This window comes from Ferrovum sp. JA12 (genome assembly GCF_001431705.1).
GTDB lineage: Bacteria > Pseudomonadota > Gammaproteobacteria > Burkholderiales > Ferrovaceae > PN-J185.
The window spans coordinates 42,234-56,876 of record NZ_LJWX01000002.1 but is presented as its reverse complement, the minus strand read 5'-3'; the positions used below and the strand labels follow the sequence as shown (position 1 = coordinate 56,876).

12 protein-coding genes are annotated in these 14,643 nt (G+C 44.8%); 1 reads left to right on the top strand and 11 read right to left on the bottom strand.

Annotation, left to right across the window (positions count from 1 at the left end; all coding sequences use genetic code 11):
- Window positions 1-2: 2 nt before the first annotated feature.
- The 9 genes from FERRO_RS05315 to FERRO_RS05275 form a co-directional block, all read right to left on the bottom strand.
- Window positions 3-731, bottom strand: coding sequence for a (Fe-S)-binding protein (locus FERRO_RS05315; RefSeq protein ID WP_056929864.1), 729 nt, complete (start codon window positions 729-731; stop codon window positions 3-5).
- A gap of 14 nt (window positions 732-745) precedes the next feature.
- Window positions 746-1,669 carry a serine hydrolase gene (locus FERRO_RS05310; RefSeq protein ID WP_056929863.1) on the bottom strand — a complete coding sequence of 308 codons (924 nt, stop codon included), beginning with the start codon at window positions 1,667-1,669 and terminating at the stop codon, window positions 746-748.
- A gap of 123 nt (window positions 1,670-1,792) precedes the next feature.
- On the bottom strand, window positions 1,793-3,601 hold the full coding sequence (locus FERRO_RS05305; protein ID WP_056929862.1) for an ABCB family ABC transporter ATP-binding protein/permease: 1,809 nt from the start codon (window positions 3,599-3,601) through the stop codon (window positions 1,793-1,795).
- Between the two features lie 13 nt (window positions 3,602-3,614).
- Window positions 3,615-4,559 (bottom strand): tRNA pseudouridine(55) synthase TruB, encoded by a 945-nt coding sequence (truB, locus tag FERRO_RS05300; protein ID WP_056929861.1) that lies wholly within the window; start codon window positions 4,557-4,559, stop codon window positions 3,615-3,617.
- A complete protein-coding gene (rbfA, locus tag FERRO_RS05295; protein WP_056929860.1) occupies window positions 4,534-4,902 on the bottom strand; it encodes a 30S ribosome-binding factor RbfA in 369 nt (122 codons plus the stop codon). Before rbfA ends, truB begins: the two co-directional genes overlap by 26 nt.
- Window positions 4,903-4,907: 5 nt before the next feature.
- The gene (gene infB, locus FERRO_RS05290; RefSeq protein ID WP_056929859.1) at window positions 4,908-7,748 is read right to left on the bottom strand and encodes a translation initiation factor IF-2; all 2,841 of its coding nucleotides are present in this window, start codon (window positions 7,746-7,748) and stop codon (window positions 4,908-4,910) included.
- Between the two features lie 17 nt (window positions 7,749-7,765).
- A complete protein-coding gene (nusA, locus tag FERRO_RS05285) occupies window positions 7,766-9,241 on the bottom strand; it encodes a transcription termination factor NusA (protein ID WP_056929858.1) in 1,476 nt (491 codons plus the stop codon).
- A 10-nt stretch (window positions 9,242-9,251) separates the two neighbouring features.
- On the bottom strand, window positions 9,252-9,644 hold the full coding sequence (gene rimP / locus FERRO_RS05280) for a ribosome maturation factor RimP (RefSeq protein WP_056930613.1): 393 nt from the start codon (window positions 9,642-9,644) through the stop codon (window positions 9,252-9,254).
- A 134-nt stretch (window positions 9,645-9,778) separates the two neighbouring features.
- Window positions 9,779-11,239, bottom strand: coding sequence for a M17 family metallopeptidase (locus FERRO_RS05275; RefSeq protein WP_056929857.1), 1,461 nt, complete (start codon window positions 11,237-11,239; stop codon window positions 9,779-9,781).
- A 23-nt stretch (window positions 11,240-11,262) separates the two neighbouring features.
- Between FERRO_RS05275 and FERRO_RS05270 the strand changes: the two genes are divergently transcribed.
- Complete coding sequence (locus FERRO_RS05270) at window positions 11,263-12,057, top strand: thymidylate synthase (protein WP_056929856.1); 795 nt, start codon at window positions 11,263-11,265, stop codon at window positions 12,055-12,057.
- Between the two features lie 13 nt (window positions 12,058-12,070).
- On the opposite strand, the gene clpA is transcribed toward FERRO_RS05270, so the two are convergent.
- Both clpA and clpS read right to left on the bottom strand, forming a co-directional pair.
- Window positions 12,071-14,329: an ATP-dependent Clp protease ATP-binding subunit ClpA gene (clpA, locus tag FERRO_RS05265; protein ID WP_056929855.1), complete on the bottom strand. Its 2,259-nt coding sequence runs from the start codon at window positions 14,327-14,329 to the stop codon at window positions 12,071-12,073.
- A complete protein-coding gene (gene clpS, locus FERRO_RS05260) occupies window positions 14,326-14,640 on the bottom strand; it encodes an ATP-dependent Clp protease adapter ClpS (protein WP_056929854.1) in 315 nt (104 codons plus the stop codon). The genes clpA and clpS overlap by 4 nt, the downstream gene beginning before the upstream one ends.
- Window positions 14,641-14,643: the final 3 nt, after the last annotated feature.

The window sequence follows — 14,643 nt, the reverse complement described above, 5'->3', positions numbered from 1 at the left end:
GATTATTTGGCTTTAACAGTCAGAATTTCCGCGATATGCTTAACTTGAGTAGTATTATCTCCTCTCCGTCTTAACCGCCCCTCGATATTAAGTAAACAACCCAGGTCTCCACCCGCAATCACCTCAGCACCACTTTGTTGTGCGTAATGACATTTATTGTCAGACATACGTGTAGCAATATCTCCTAACTTAACCGAAAAGGTTCCACCGAAGCCACAACATAATTCGGCTTGGTCCATCTCCTTTAGTGTGAGAGTCTCTATGGAGTTGAGAAGCTTTCTGGGTTGCTCTTTAATATTGAGTTCTCTTAATCCAGAGCAAGAGTCGTGATAAGTGACCGAACCTTTAAAACCACTCTCCACACGATCAACTTTGAGTATATTGACCAAAAAGTCGGTTAACTCAAAGGTACGCTGAGCTAACAAATGAATTCGTTCCTGCAGTGCAGGGTCTTCGGGGAACAAATCCTGATAATGGAACCGAATCATACCCGTACAAGATCCACTGGGGGCCACCACATAGTCACAGTGATCAAAGAGTTCAATAAAACGTTTAGCGAGGGTTCTACCCGATTCACGGTCCCCGGAGTTAAAACCAGGTTGTCCGCAACAGGTTTGATTATCAGGAACCACCACTTCACAACCTGCTTGACTTAATAACTCTATGGTAGAAAAACCCACTGCAGGACGCATCATGTCAACAAGACAGGTGACGAATAGACCAACCTTCATACTTCTTTCCTGATTTAAAGCTGTCCGACGGTGGTATTGGTTGTTCTTGAGCGATACTCTAACCACTGCCTAACTCGGCGTGCGTCATTAATACGCGCCTGGTGTCCGTGGGAATCCAGTAAAACGATCACCATAGGGCGCCCTGTAATAGTGGCTTCCATTACCAAACATTGACCTGACTCATTAATATAGCCCGTTTTTGATAATCCTATTTCCCAATCCTGCTTTGCCACTAAAGGATTGGTATTTTTAAAGCGTACCATCTGATGGTGGTAACCTACTGGCAAAGTCACCTCTGCAGTGGTGGTGATTTTATGGATAAGAGGAATTGTTCTGGCCTTTTCCACTAAACGGACCAAGTCCTCAGCTGAAGAGACATTCTTGCCATTCAGCCCCGACGAATCAGCAAAATGACTATGCACCATCCCTAATTTCTTAGCTTCTTCATTCATTTTGAGGACGAAAGCGCTAAGACCGCCAGGATAGCTTCTTCCTAGTGCACTAGCTGCCCGGTTCTCTGAAGCAATTAAAGCCATTTTCAAAAACTCTAGTCTTGATGCTTGAGCACCAACTCGAAGATGTGAGCTACTAAAGCGCAGCATATCCACATCATCTTTTGTAACCGTCAGTTTTTCGTCGAGATTTTGCTGTGACTCTAGCACCACCACCGCCGTCATCAATTTAGTAATTGAGGCGATAGGCTGGATGGGGTCTGGATTTTTGGAAAAAACCACATGATGATCTAACTCATCAATCACTAAAGCAGAACGTGACAATAAATTAATTTGTGACGGATTAAAGGAAAGACGATGCAAGTGACGGTGATGTTTATGCTTGTTTTTATGTTGTGCATCAGCGGCAAAAACTGAAGAGGAAACACAGCCAGTAACAAGAAACAAGACAGCGGAAGCGCAACTTAAAAGGCTTTTTGTCAGCACGTTCAAGACCCTTTTATTGTAATGATCTTACAATACAAAAAAAAGGCCTTGAACGCAAGTGAAATTTACAAACATTCTTCAAATCCGTCAATTGTTTAGCGCATTTTTATAAGGTAATTTGCTTCATGCTTCTATTTTTGTTTGTTCCTTTTGTTGCAACACCCACATTCTTCGGTAAGCACCATGTTCTGCCAACAGATCTTCATGGCGACCACGTTCTATGATTCGGCCTTGATCCATCACAATAATTTCATCGGCATGAACCACTGTAGAGAGGCGGTGAGCAATAATGAGGGTGGTATGGGACTTAGCCAAAGCAGTAATTTCCTGTTGAATCTCTTTCTCTGAATGTGAATCCAGTGCTGAAGTAGCCTCATCAAAAATAAGCACATGAGGACGTTTGAGTAATGTTCTGGCAATCGCTACACGTTGTTTTTCTCCACCGGAGAGTTTTAGTCCACGCTCGCCAACAATGGATTCGTAACCCTCAGGTAGACTCTCAATAAATCCATCAATATGGGCAGCTTTAGCCGCCGCAATAACTTCTTCGCGACTGGCGTCAGGGCGACCATAGGCAATATTGTAGAACACCGTGTCATTAAACAGCACCGTATCTTGTGGAACAATACCTATGGCAGCACGCAAACTTTGTTGCGTCACATCACGAATATCTTGGTGATTAATGAATATTGATCCACTTTGAATATCATAAAAACGAAACAATAAGCGCGAGAGAGTCGATTTACCGGCACCGCTATGGCCCACTACCGCAATGGTTTTACCTGGATCAATAGTAAAACTCACTTGGTGAAGGATGGGACGTCTTTCGTCATAGGCAAAATTAACCTCTTGAAAAGTGACTTGAGGAGCTTCATTTAAGGTTAACTCGGTGGCACTGTCTTTATCTTTCACCTCTGCATTGACAGATAATAAACGAAACATACGATCCATATCAGCCAATGATTGTTTGATTTCTCGATAGATCACACCCAAAAAATTTAAAGGGATATAAAGTTGCAGCAACAACGAGTTAATTAAGACCAAATCGCCGATGGATAGATGACCTTGATAAACCCCTTGCGCCGCACGATACATTAGAATGGTGGCACCAAGACCAATAATTAAACTTTGTGATGCATTAAGGAGCGTCAAAGAAGTCTGACTTTTAACGGAGGCACTCTCCCATTTTTCTAAATTTTCGTCATAGCGCTTAGTCTCCCAAGCTTCATTACCGAAATATTTGACGGTTTCGTAATTAATTAAACTATCAATTGCCCGCGCATTTGCTCTAGAGTCCAATTCATTCATGCGCCGTCTAAAATGAGTTCGCCACTCTGTGATCACAACCGTAATACCAATATAAACCACTAAGGTAATTAAAGTGATTAAAGCAAACCAAACATCATACTTCCAGGCCAAGATACTTGCCACCAGAAGAATTTCCACCAGAGTAGGCATAATACTAAAGAGGGTGAAACGCATTAATGACTCGATGCCTCTCGTTCCTCGTTCAATATCACGTGACATTCCGCCTGTTTGACGCTCTAAATGGAAACGCAAATTCAGCGAATGTAAATGTTTAAAAACTGTTAAAGCAATACGACGAATAGCACTCTGCGTTACTTTAGCAAATACCCCATCCCTTAACTCATTAAACAAAGTGGTAGAAAAACGCAGTAACCCATAGGCCACAATCCAGGCTATCGGAAACATGATGATTTGATGCTTGGGATCAAGACCATCAATAATCGATTTTAATGCCAAAGGAACAGCCACATTAGTGACCTTAGCTATGATCAAACATAAGAGGGCAATGAATACCCGCCCTTTAAAGGCCAATAAATATGGAGCTAAGGACTTGATCGCTTTAAAGTCGTTGGCGTTAAATAAATTAGGTGATGGTTGGGTCCCGCCTGGCGCGTGATGCCGCATAATAAACTCTCTTTTAAGAAGCCGTTGCCATTAATCGAATGGGTCGTAAAACATGCTCTTGAGTTAATTCACATAACCCTAGAAATTGATTCAGTGTTGTATAAATACGATATAGCCCTGCACTCCCACCAGTAGATTGTGCTAGACGGGCACTACGGCCGTGCGTGATGTCCTGTGCCATTTTATCCTCTACAACTAAGCTTGGTAGACCAGACAACAAAGAGTCCACGGGTAATAAACAGGCTCGTCTTTGTACTTCATCTAACTCCATTAAATCTTCTAATCCGATTGAGTTGTCGAGGCTATAAGGGCCCGTACTCACCCGCTCCAAAGCCATTAAATAACCACCGCAACCCAATTTCATCCCTATATCTGAGGCCAATACGCGAATATAAGTTCCTTTACTAACCAAGCATTCAATAGTCAATACCTCTTCAACCAGTGAGAGGATAGTGCAGGAAAATATCTCAATATTGCGCGCTTCCCGGTGCACCGTCTGCCCTGATCGCGCATAACTATAAAGTGGCTTACCATGCAGTTTTATGGCCGCATGCATCGGTGGCGTTTGTTGCTGAGGCCCCACAAAAGTGAGCAATACTCTATCTATTAACTCACGGTCGGAGGGGGGAGCAGCTTGCTGCACAATATGTCCCTCGCCATCCAAAGTGTCGCTCACATAACCCAGTTTAATGGTTGCAATATATCCTTTTGGCGCATCCAGTATCCATTGGGAAAACTTCGTCGCCTCCCCCAAACAAAGGGGTAACAAACCTGTAGCATGGGGATCAAGAGTACCGGTGTGCCCCGCTTTTTTAGCCCGTAATAAATGTCGCGCTCGTTGTAAGGCCGTATTAGAACTCAAGCCAAAGGGTTTGTTGAACAGTAGCACCCCTGAAACCTCTTCAAGGGGAGCTTTGATGTGGGGAGTAGAATTAGTCTTTGGGGTGTTTACTGTCATCAGCGATAGCTTGATCAATCAATGAACTTAAACTGATAGCTCGATCTAGCGTGGTATCTGCAACAAAATGCAATTGTGGCAGGACACGTATGGACAGTCTTTTGCCCAACAGGGAGCGTAAGTAACCCGCTCCGTCTGTGAGGGCTGACACAGAGTCGGTCAACACCTCATTGCCTTGTAGTGAGCTAATGTAGATGGTGGCATGTGAAAAATCACGGGAGACATCCACATCGGTGATAGTGACCATGCCCAGACGGGGGTCACGGAACTCTCGTCTCAGAATGTCAGACAGGTCACGTTGTATTTGATCACCAATTCGTCTTGAACGCGGAAAATTCGCCATAGTCGTTAAAGTGAACGAGCCACTTCGACTACTTCAAAAACCTCTAATCGGTCACCCACATGAATGTCGTTATAGTTTTTCAAGGACAGGCCGCATTCAAAACCAGACTTCACTTCACGCACGTCATCTTTAAAGCGTTTGAGTGAGTCAAGTTCACCGGAATGAATCACCACGTTATCACGTAACAAACGCACTCCTGAACCACGTTTAACAATCCCCTCCAGCACGTAACAACCGGCCACTGCACCCACTTTAGAAATACGGAATACTTCACGAATTTCCACTAAACCAATAATATTTTCCTTCCTATCAGGCGAGAGCATACCCGATAACGCCAGTTTCACATCATCCACTGCAGCATAGATAATGTCGTAATAACGAACATCCACACCACTGCTAGCAATCAATTTTCTGGCTGTTGCATCAGCGCGCGTATTAAAGCCAATGACCACAGCTCTTGAGGCTAAAGCCAAATTCACATCGGACTCTGTAATTCCACCCACCGCAGCATGAACCACATTGACCCTCACCTCATCGGTGGAGAGTTTCTGTAAGGATTGCGAAAGAGCCTCATAGGAGCCTTGAACATCTGCCTTGATAATGACGGACAGTACCTTTGTACCTGCTTCGCCCATTTGTTCAAACATGTTCTCTAATTTCGCCGCCTGTTGCTTAGCGAGTTTCACGTCGCGGAATTTACCTTGCCTAAAGAGTGCAATTTCACGGGCTTTTCTTTCATCATTTAAGACAATCAACTCTTCACCTGCCACGGGAACCTCAGTTAACCCCTGAATTTCAACGGGAATGGAGGGGCCGGCCTGATCAATGGGGTGACCCGTCTCATCTAACATGGCACGTACACGACCAAAGGATGATCCTGCTAACACCATATCGCCACGAATTAAGGTTCCTGATTGAATTAATACTGTGGCCACCGGGCCGCGACCTTTGTCTAATTGCGCTTCAATCACAATTCCCTTAGCTGGGGTATTGCGCGGAGCGGTTAACTCCAACACCTCAGCTTGTAATAATATAGCATCCAGTAAATCATCAATACCCTGACCTGTCTTCGCAGACACCGGAACAAACTGGGCATCGCCACCATATTCTTCAGGAAGAATTTCATGAGTCACTAACTCTGATTTGATTCTGTCATAATTCGCTTCTGGTTTATCAATTTTGTTTACCGCTACCACAACCGGCACTTTAGCAGCCTTGATATGATGGATAGCCTCAATGGTTTGCGGCATCACGCCGTCATCTGCTGCTACCACTAAGATAACTATGTCAGTGACCTGTGCACCCCGTGCACGCATGGCAGTAAAAGCTTCATGGCCAGGAGTATCTAAGAAGGTAACAATACCTTTAGCCGTATTCACATGATAGGCGCCAATGTGTTGGGTAATCCCCCCCGCTTCACCGCTAGCAACTCGAGTTCGTCTGATGTAGTCCAAGAGCGATGTTTTACCATGATCAACGTGACCCATCACGGTCACAACAGGAGCCCTAGGTTCTAATATTGCGTTGTCGAGCTCTGTCCCTGTTTCGGCTAATAAGGCTTCAGGATCATCTAATTTGGCAGGTTTTGCCACATGGCCCAGATCTTCTACCACAATCATTGCCGTCTCTTGATCTAGCACTTGGTTAATGGTCACCATCATACCCATCTTCATCAGTGCTTTAATCACTTCCGCAGCCTTGACTGCCATTTTTTGAGCTAAGACAGCAACAGTGATCGTTTCAGGAATCAATACCTCATGGATCATAGGTTCCGTGGGAGCTGAAAAGGCATGTTGGTTATTATCATGATGTTTTTTGGCATGACGAGCCTTGGGATCACGCCAACCTGATGTGCCGGACAATACATCCCCGCGGGTTTTAATTGTACGTTTTTTAACCCCCTCGTCCATCCATTGAGCAGGCTTATCTGATACTCCTTTTTTTCCCTTTTTAGGAACTGGCTTTTCAGTCTCCGAGATAACGGGACGATGTAATGTTCCAGTTTTATCTTCTTTTGCTTTTTCAGGTTTAGGAGCGGGTTTATTCTTTTTCTCGGCCGCAGCTAATAATGCTGCCTTGGCGTCAGCCTGAGCCTTTTCTTCCGCTTCACGTTTGGCTCTCAAACGCTCTTGTTTTGCTTGCTGATCCGCCGTTTGTAACGCACGAAGTTCAGCTTGTCGCTTGGCTTCCGCTTCACGAATAGCTAACTGGTCGTCATCAACTGCTGAAAAGACTTTCTTAATCATCTTACCTTTAGCCGGAGCAAGGGGAACAGAAGCAGCAGGAACAGGAGCAGCAACCACTTCTTCCACAACTGTCTCAACGCTCTCTGGCATGAATTCCACAGATGGGGCGGGCTCTTCAACAGGCGTCTCCGCGACTACTTGGACTTCAGCGATAGGCTCAACCACAGGAGGATCCTCTTGCATCATTGGAGCCTCCACCACCTCAGGGATTGCCGCAGCACTCTCAAGAGGAGCAACAACTGTTTCAGCAGGAGTCTCAGCAACTAACGAGCTGTCTTCGTCAGTATTAATGTCTTTGACATCGCGTTTAACTAAAACACGCTTTTTTCTGACCTCAACCTGGATAGTCCTCGCCCTACCAGTGGTAGCGTCAGATTTTTTAATCTCAGTGGTTTGTTTTCGCGTCAGAGTGATTCTCGTTTTAGGTTCACTGCGTCCGTGTTGCTCACGCAAATATTCCAACAATTGAGTTTTATCTTTTTCAGTTAAAGGGTCCTCTGCAGAAGTTTTCTCAACCCCTGCAGCTTTCAACTGTTCGATCAACGTCTCAGGTGTGACTTTAAGTTCATTTGCAAAATCCAGAACATTTGTTTTTGCCATTCAAGGTCTCCATGGCCTTACTCAAATAAAGGAGCACGCGCCGCGATAATTAATTCTCGGGCACGTTCTTCATTTAGTCCAGTTAATTCAGATAATTCATCAGTAGCAAGATCTGCCAACTCTTGAATCGTGGTAATACCATTATTTGCAAGAAGAAGAACAGTTTCACTATCCATTCCCTTCATGTTTTGCAAATCCTCTGCCGCATGCTCTACTTTCTCCTCTGACGCAATAGCCTCTGTGAGTAACGCATTGCGAGCTCGCGCACGTAACTCATTAACAGTGTCTTCATCAAAAGCTTCTATTTCAAGCATTTCATTAAGCGGTACATACGCTACTTCCTCAAGAGAACTAAATCCCTCTTGAATCAAAATATCAGCCACTTCCTCATCCACATCTAGGCGAGAGACAAACAAATCCCTCAAGTGGGAGGATTCTATATCATCTTTTTCTCTGGCTTGATCTTCAGTCATGATGTTCAATTCCCAACCAGTGAGCTCGGAGGCGAGGCGCACATTTTGCCCGCTACGACCGATAGCTAAAGCTAGCTGTTCTTCGTCTACCACTACGTCCATGCTATGCTTTTCTTCATCCACACGAATGGAATTGACTTCTGCAGGAGCTAGGGCATTAATCACAAATTGTGCAGGGTCCTCTGACCACAGCACTATATCAACCCGCTCACCACCAAGCTCACCGGTCACCGCTTGTACCCGTGAACCCCTCATGCCTACACAGGTGCCAATTGGGTCAAGACGGCGATCATTAGATTTCACAGCAATTTTTGCACGAATACCAGGATCGCGAGCTGCTGATTTAATCTCTAAAAGACCCTCTTCAATTTCAGGGACTTCCAACTCAAAAAGTTTCACAATAAATTCGGGAGCAATTCTAGATAAAATCAGTTGCGGTCCTCGCCCACCTCGGTCTACCCGCATCAAATAACCACGGACGCGATCACCGATACGTAAGTTTTCTTTTTGAATCATTTGATCACGAGGTAATATCGCTTCAATTCGTCCCGACTCCACAATGGCGCTACCACGATCCATACGCTTAACGGTACCGGTCACTAAAAAGTCTTTGCGCTCAAGAAAATCATTTAAGATTTGTTCACGTTCAGCATCACGGATTTTTTGGAAAATAACTTGTTTTGCAGCCTGCGCACCAATACGACCAAAATCAATCGACTCCAAGGGTTCTTCGATGACATCTCCCGCTTCAATATCGGGATACTGCAGTTTTGCCTGCGAGATGGGCATTTCTTGGAACTCAGATAACCAGTCAGCATCATTCACCACACGCCATACCCGAAACGAGGAGAAATTACCTGTTTGTCGATCCACACTTACTCGGACGTCAAAGTCTTCTTCGCCGAATCTTTTTCTTGTGGCGGAAGCCAATGCCAATTCAAGCGCAGTAAAAACAATATCGGGCTCAACATTTTTTTCTCGAGCCAGAGCATCAACTAGTAATAGTACATCTTTGCTCATATTTCCCTCACTAAAATTCCGGTACTAAATTGGCACGCTCAATATCAGCATACTCAATGACTATTGGCTCTAAGGAACCCTCAACCAGCAGACCAATGGATGATCCATCGGCGCTCACTAATTGACCCATAAAATTTCGTTGACCATTACGTGGCACACGAACTTTCAACTTCACTTCACATTCTAAAAAACGTTGGAAGTCACTGGGTTTTTTTAACGGCCGATCCATGCCCGGTGAAGACACCTCTAACCGATCGAAATCCACCCCTTCCACCGCAAAGGTGCGCGTTAGTTGATTACTAACAAGAGCGCAGTCCTCCACCGTAATACCTTGGGGAGCATCTATAAACACTCGCAATAACCCCCTGCCTGAGTGTTCAATATCTACACATTCAAAGGCCATTCCGGTCACAATTTTTTCAATCAAACTGTCCACTGCGGAGAGTTGCACTGTATTGTCCTCATGGGTGAATGAACCACCAATAAAAAATGGGCTCTTGGCCCACTTTTATTGCTATTACTTATTTAAGATGCTGATTATAGCTCTTTTTTACCCCAACTGTCTATAAATTGTGCGCCCCACAATACACCAAAGCCCGTGACATCCGACAACACCGCCCCAAGCCCTCCTTCATGGCGAGAGGCAGACAAATCCATATGAATCCATGGAGTATGATTGACAAACTTGGATAAAAAACGCACAGCTAATATATGATCGGCCTCTCCCGTCAGAGTACATTGCTTCACATCAGCCACTTGACTGACCAAGGCCTCGTCATAATCACTGGGCGCTGGAAAACAAACCACCCTCTCCCCAATTAATTGACCAATCTCGGTGGCCAACGCTGCCATATCGGGGCGATTCACAAAAACACCACTCATCCGTGCTCCAAGAGCCACATGCATACTACCAGTTAACGTCGCAAAATCAATGATTAAATTTGGTTTTGCCCGCTCCGCCAAGGTCAATGTATCGGCAAGAACCATGCGCCCCTCCGCATCCGTATGCACCACCTCAATACTGACTCCATTTAAGGCAGTCACCACGTCATTTTGCTTGTAGGCCTGTGGACTAATATGGTTTTCAGCAATGGCGAACCAAGCATCGATGGCTACATCCAAGGATAAATCTACGGCTGCCTGAAGAATACCTAATACCACAGCAGAACCGTTCATATCCTCATGCATGTTATGCATGTAACGGGCAGGTTTTAAATTATGACCACCGGTATCAAAACAAATGCCTTTTCCCACCAAGGCGATTTTATTTTTCGCCAGCTTCGGCTGATAACTGAGCTTAACGATAGCCGCCTCGTGGTGATCACTGCCTTGGGACACCGACAAAAAAGCGCCCGCACCCATCTTTTGTAGACGCTCTTCATTCCACTCCTGATATTGCAACTTGTGCGTTTTTGCAAAGTCTTTCAAATAGTGTCGATATAAGCTTGGGTTTAGCTGATTTGGGGCTTTGATGGTTAAGTAACGTGTGAGCGTATTAGCCCGGGCTAACACTGCGGCTTTTTGACAGTGCTCTTTGGTGGCCGCTGGGGCCTTAAAATAAATATGTTGCCATATCTTTTTAGCTTCCGCTTTACGCTGCACCAAATGTACGTTATTGACCAGACAAACATAAAGCGTGGTGGCAGCAATACGCTTAGCGTTTTCTCCTAATACCTCCACCATGGCTTCTTGAAGTGACAAAGGGTGTAACTGTTTAACGATTTTGGCTAAGGTAACATGCAGACCAAAAGTATCCTGTACTTGATCAACACTCACCCAATAATAAGTGACCCCCTCTGAGTTGGTCGCCAACACCCCTTCTTTTAGCGCCACATTTTGTTCGGTTTTCCTCTGCCGACACACTTTGCTCAGAAGATCTTGCTGTGGCACAGGTAATTGTTTTGGTAAATCAGCGAGTACATAAATAACCAGAGGGCAAGATTTTTGCTGGCCTTGTATCCAGTGCCACTCGGGCATTGTAAAGTGATCATTTTTCATAAAGATGATGTTATCATGATGTAATGAGAGCGTATTTAGATTTTTTACAACATATTTTAGACAACGGTACAAGCAAAACTGATCGTACCGGAACAGGCACCCTTAGCACCTTCGGCTATCAGATGCGCTTTAATTTAAGCCAGGGCTTCCCCCTCGTGACCACAAAAAAACTCCACTTACGCTCTATCATTCATGAATTAGTCTGGTTTTTATCCGGAGATACCAACATCCGATACCTCAAAGAAAATGGTGTCAGCATTTGGGATGAATGGGCTGATGAGAAAGGGAATCTTGGCCCCGTATATGGTAAACAATGGCGTCAATGGCAATGCGCTGACGGGAGAGTCATAGATCAGATCAGCCAAGTGGTTGAACAAATCAATACCAACCCCGACTCTCGGCGCCTCATCGTATCAGCTTGGAACGTAGGTGAGGTAGGAAATATGGCTCTTCCTCCCTGCCATTTACTGTTTCAATTTTATGTGGCCGATGGAAAACTCTCTTGCCAACTCTATCAGCGCTCAGCCGATGCAGGCTTAGGCGTCCCCTTTAATATTGCCTCCTACGCTTTACTTACGCATATGATGGCACAACAATGTCATTTAGAGGTAGGTGAGTTTGTCTGGACGGGGGGGGATTGCCACATCTATACCAATCATGTGAGCGCTATTAAAGAACAATTGAAACGAGAGCCTTACCCTCTCCCAACTTTAGAAATCAAGCGTCGTCCAGAGTCAATTTTTGATTACCGATTTGAGGACTTTGTTATACACAACTACCACTGCCATCCGCATATAGCCATGGCAGTGGCTGTTTAAGATAAATCGCCTATCAATTTACCCCTACTTCCTCAGTTTCATCAAAACGCAGCTGAACTTGTCCTTCTTGATCAATATCAATAGTGACTTTCCCACCACCAGACAAACGACCAAACAGTAGCTCATCGGCCAGAGCGCGACGAATAGTGTCTTGAATTAAGCGTGCCATAGGTCTTGCTCCCATCAGAGGATCAAAGCCCTTCTCTGACAAATGCTCGCACAGCTTATCGGTAAAATTCACTTCTACGCGTTTTTCCTGCAGTTGACTTTCTAATTGCATTAAGAACTTATCCACCACACGCAAAATGACATGCTTATCTAAGGGAGCAAAGGAGATAATGGCATCAATACGATTTCTGAACTCAGGAGTAAAGAGACGTTTAATATCAGCCATCTCATCACCCTGACTTTTATTTTCCACAAAACCAAGAGTGTTTTTCGTTAATATTTGAGCTCCTGCATTAGTGGTCATGATAATCACAGTATTTCTAAAATCAGCACGTCGGCCATTATTATCAGTGAGGGTCCCATGATCCATTACCTGGAGCAAGATGTTATATATATCCGGGTGAGCTTTCTCAATCTCATCTAACAATAACACTGAATAAGGATGTTTGGTAATCGCCTCCGTTAACTGACCTCCTTGATCAAAGCCCACATATCCTGGAGGCGCACCAATTAATCGGGATACCGCATGAGGCTCCATGTACTCAGACATATCAAAGCGTATCAACTCTACGCCAAGGGTATAGGCCAATTGTCTTGCTACTTCAGTTTTACCCACTCCTGTGGGTCCTGAGAACAAGAAGGAGCCAATCGGTTTTTGTGGGTTTCCCAGGCCGCTTCTGGCCATTTTGATGGCAGCTGCTAAGGCTTCAATGGCTCGATCTTGGCCAAAGACCACGGATTTTAAATCACGATCTAAGGTTTTCAAAGCACTGCGATCATCGTTGGAAATATTACGGGGCGGAATACGAGCAATTTTCGCCACAATATCCTCAATTTCTGATTTGCCAATGACTTTTCGTTGTTTTGACTTAGGGAGTATACGTTGAGCAGCACCCGCCTCATCGATCACATCAATGGCTTTGTCGGGCAAATGACGATCATTAATAAACCTTGCTGACAATTCAGCGGCAGAGGACAGGGCTGTTTCTGAGTAACGGATACCATGGTGTTTCTCAAAACGCGTTTTCAGCCCTTTTAGAATTTGTACCGTTTCTTCAATGGAAGGTTCCACCACATCAATTTTCTGGAAACGTCTTGATAGTGCGTGATCCTTCTCAAAAATACCTCGATATTCTGTGTAGGTGGTGGCTCCTATGCATCTTAAGCTACCCTTCGAGAGAGCCGGCTTAAGAAGATTGGATGCATCCAAAGTCCCCCCAGAGGCTGCTCCTGCACCAATTAGCGTATGAATTTCATCGATAAATAAAATACTGTTAGGATCCTCTTGCAGTTGTTTTAATACTGCCTTGAGGCGTTGTTCAAAATCACCACGGTATTTAGTTCCCGCCAACAGGGCTCCCATATCCAAGGAGTAAACCGTTGCCTGGGAGAGAATCTCTGGAATATCCCCCGAAACGATACGTGATGCCAAACCCTCAGCAATGGCCGTTTTACCAACCCCCGCCTCACCCACCAACAGAGGATTGTTTTTACGGCGACGGCAAAGAATTTGAATGACTCGTTCCACTTCTTTGTCACGACCAATCAGAGGATCAATTTTACCTGCCCCCACTTGCGCGTTCAGATTTAAAGCAAAATTACTTAAGGCCCCAGGACTCTGTCCTTCAGCTTCCCCTTCAGTACCTATTTCTTCTTTAGGGGTGGCGCCCTCAACTTTTGCGATACCGTGCGCAACAAAATTCACCGCATCAAGACGGGTCACTCCTTGTTGTTGAAGGTAATACACCGCATGGGAGTCTTTTTCACCAAAGATAGCCACCAATACATTGGCTCCCGTTACTTCCTTCTTACCCGATGACTGAACATGAAGAATAGCCCGTTGAATCACTCGTTGAAAGCCTAGGGTTGGCTGCGTGTCCACTTCGTCGTCGCCCTCCACAATTGGAGTATGTTCTTGTACAAAGCCATCCAGGTCCTTCCTTAGCGCCTCAATGCTTGCTCCGCAAGCACGTAACACCTCTGTGGCAGAGGGGTTATCCATCAAGGCCAGCAATAGATGCTCGACAGTAATAAATTCATGCCGCTTTTGTCTTGCCTCCACAAAAGCCATATGCAGACTAACTTCTAACTCTTGAGCAATCATGATCCTATTTCCTCCATGACACATTGCAATGGGTGTTGATGCTGCTTCGCATAATCAAGCACGCGTTTAACTTTGGTGGCAGCTAAATCTCTCGGATAGGTCCCGCAAATACCTTTCCCCTCAGTATGAACTTTGAGCATAATCCGGGTAGCGCTGTCCATATCCAATGAAAAAAATTTTTGTAACACTTGAATGACGAATTCCATGGGTGTGTAATCATCATTCAATAATACGACATTAAATAACGAAGGTGGTTTCGTTTTATTTTTTTGTTGATCGGCTAATAATTGATCTTGATATTTAGTTACCATAGT

Coding starts and splice junctions, on each gene's coding strand:
- FERRO_RS05315 (WP_056929864.1), bottom strand. CDS start 731: ATGAAGGTTGGTCTATTCGTCACCTGTCTTGTTGACATGATGCGTCCT.
- FERRO_RS05305 (WP_056929862.1), bottom strand. CDS start 3,601: ATGCGGCATCACGCGCCAGGCGGGACCCAACCATCACCTAATTTATTT.
- truB (WP_056929861.1), bottom strand. CDS start 4,559: ATGACAGTAAACACCCCAAAGACTAATTCTACTCCCCACATCAAAGCT.
- rbfA (WP_056929860.1), bottom strand. CDS start 4,902: ATGGCGAATTTTCCGCGTTCAAGACGAATTGGTGATCAAATACAACGT.
- infB (WP_056929859.1), bottom strand. CDS start 7,748: ATGGCAAAAACAAATGTTCTGGATTTTGCAAATGAACTTAAAGTCACA.
- nusA (WP_056929858.1), bottom strand. CDS start 9,241: ATGAGCAAAGATGTACTATTACTAGTTGATGCTCTGGCTCGAGAAAAA.
- rimP (WP_056930613.1), bottom strand. CDS start 9,644: ATGGCCTTTGAATGTGTAGATATTGAACACTCAGGCAGGGGGTTATTG.
- FERRO_RS05275 (WP_056929857.1), bottom strand. CDS start 11,239: ATGAAAAATGATCACTTTACAATGCCCGAGTGGCACTGGATACAAGGC.
- FERRO_RS05270 (WP_056929856.1), top strand. CDS start 11,263: ATGAGAGCGTATTTAGATTTTTTACAACATATTTTAGACAACGGTACA.
- clpA (WP_056929855.1), bottom strand. CDS start 14,329: ATGATTGCTCAAGAGTTAGAAGTTAGTCTGCATATGGCTTTTGTGGAG.
- clpS (WP_056929854.1), bottom strand. CDS start 14,640: ATGGTAACTAAATATCAAGATCAATTATTAGCCGATCAACAAAAAAAT.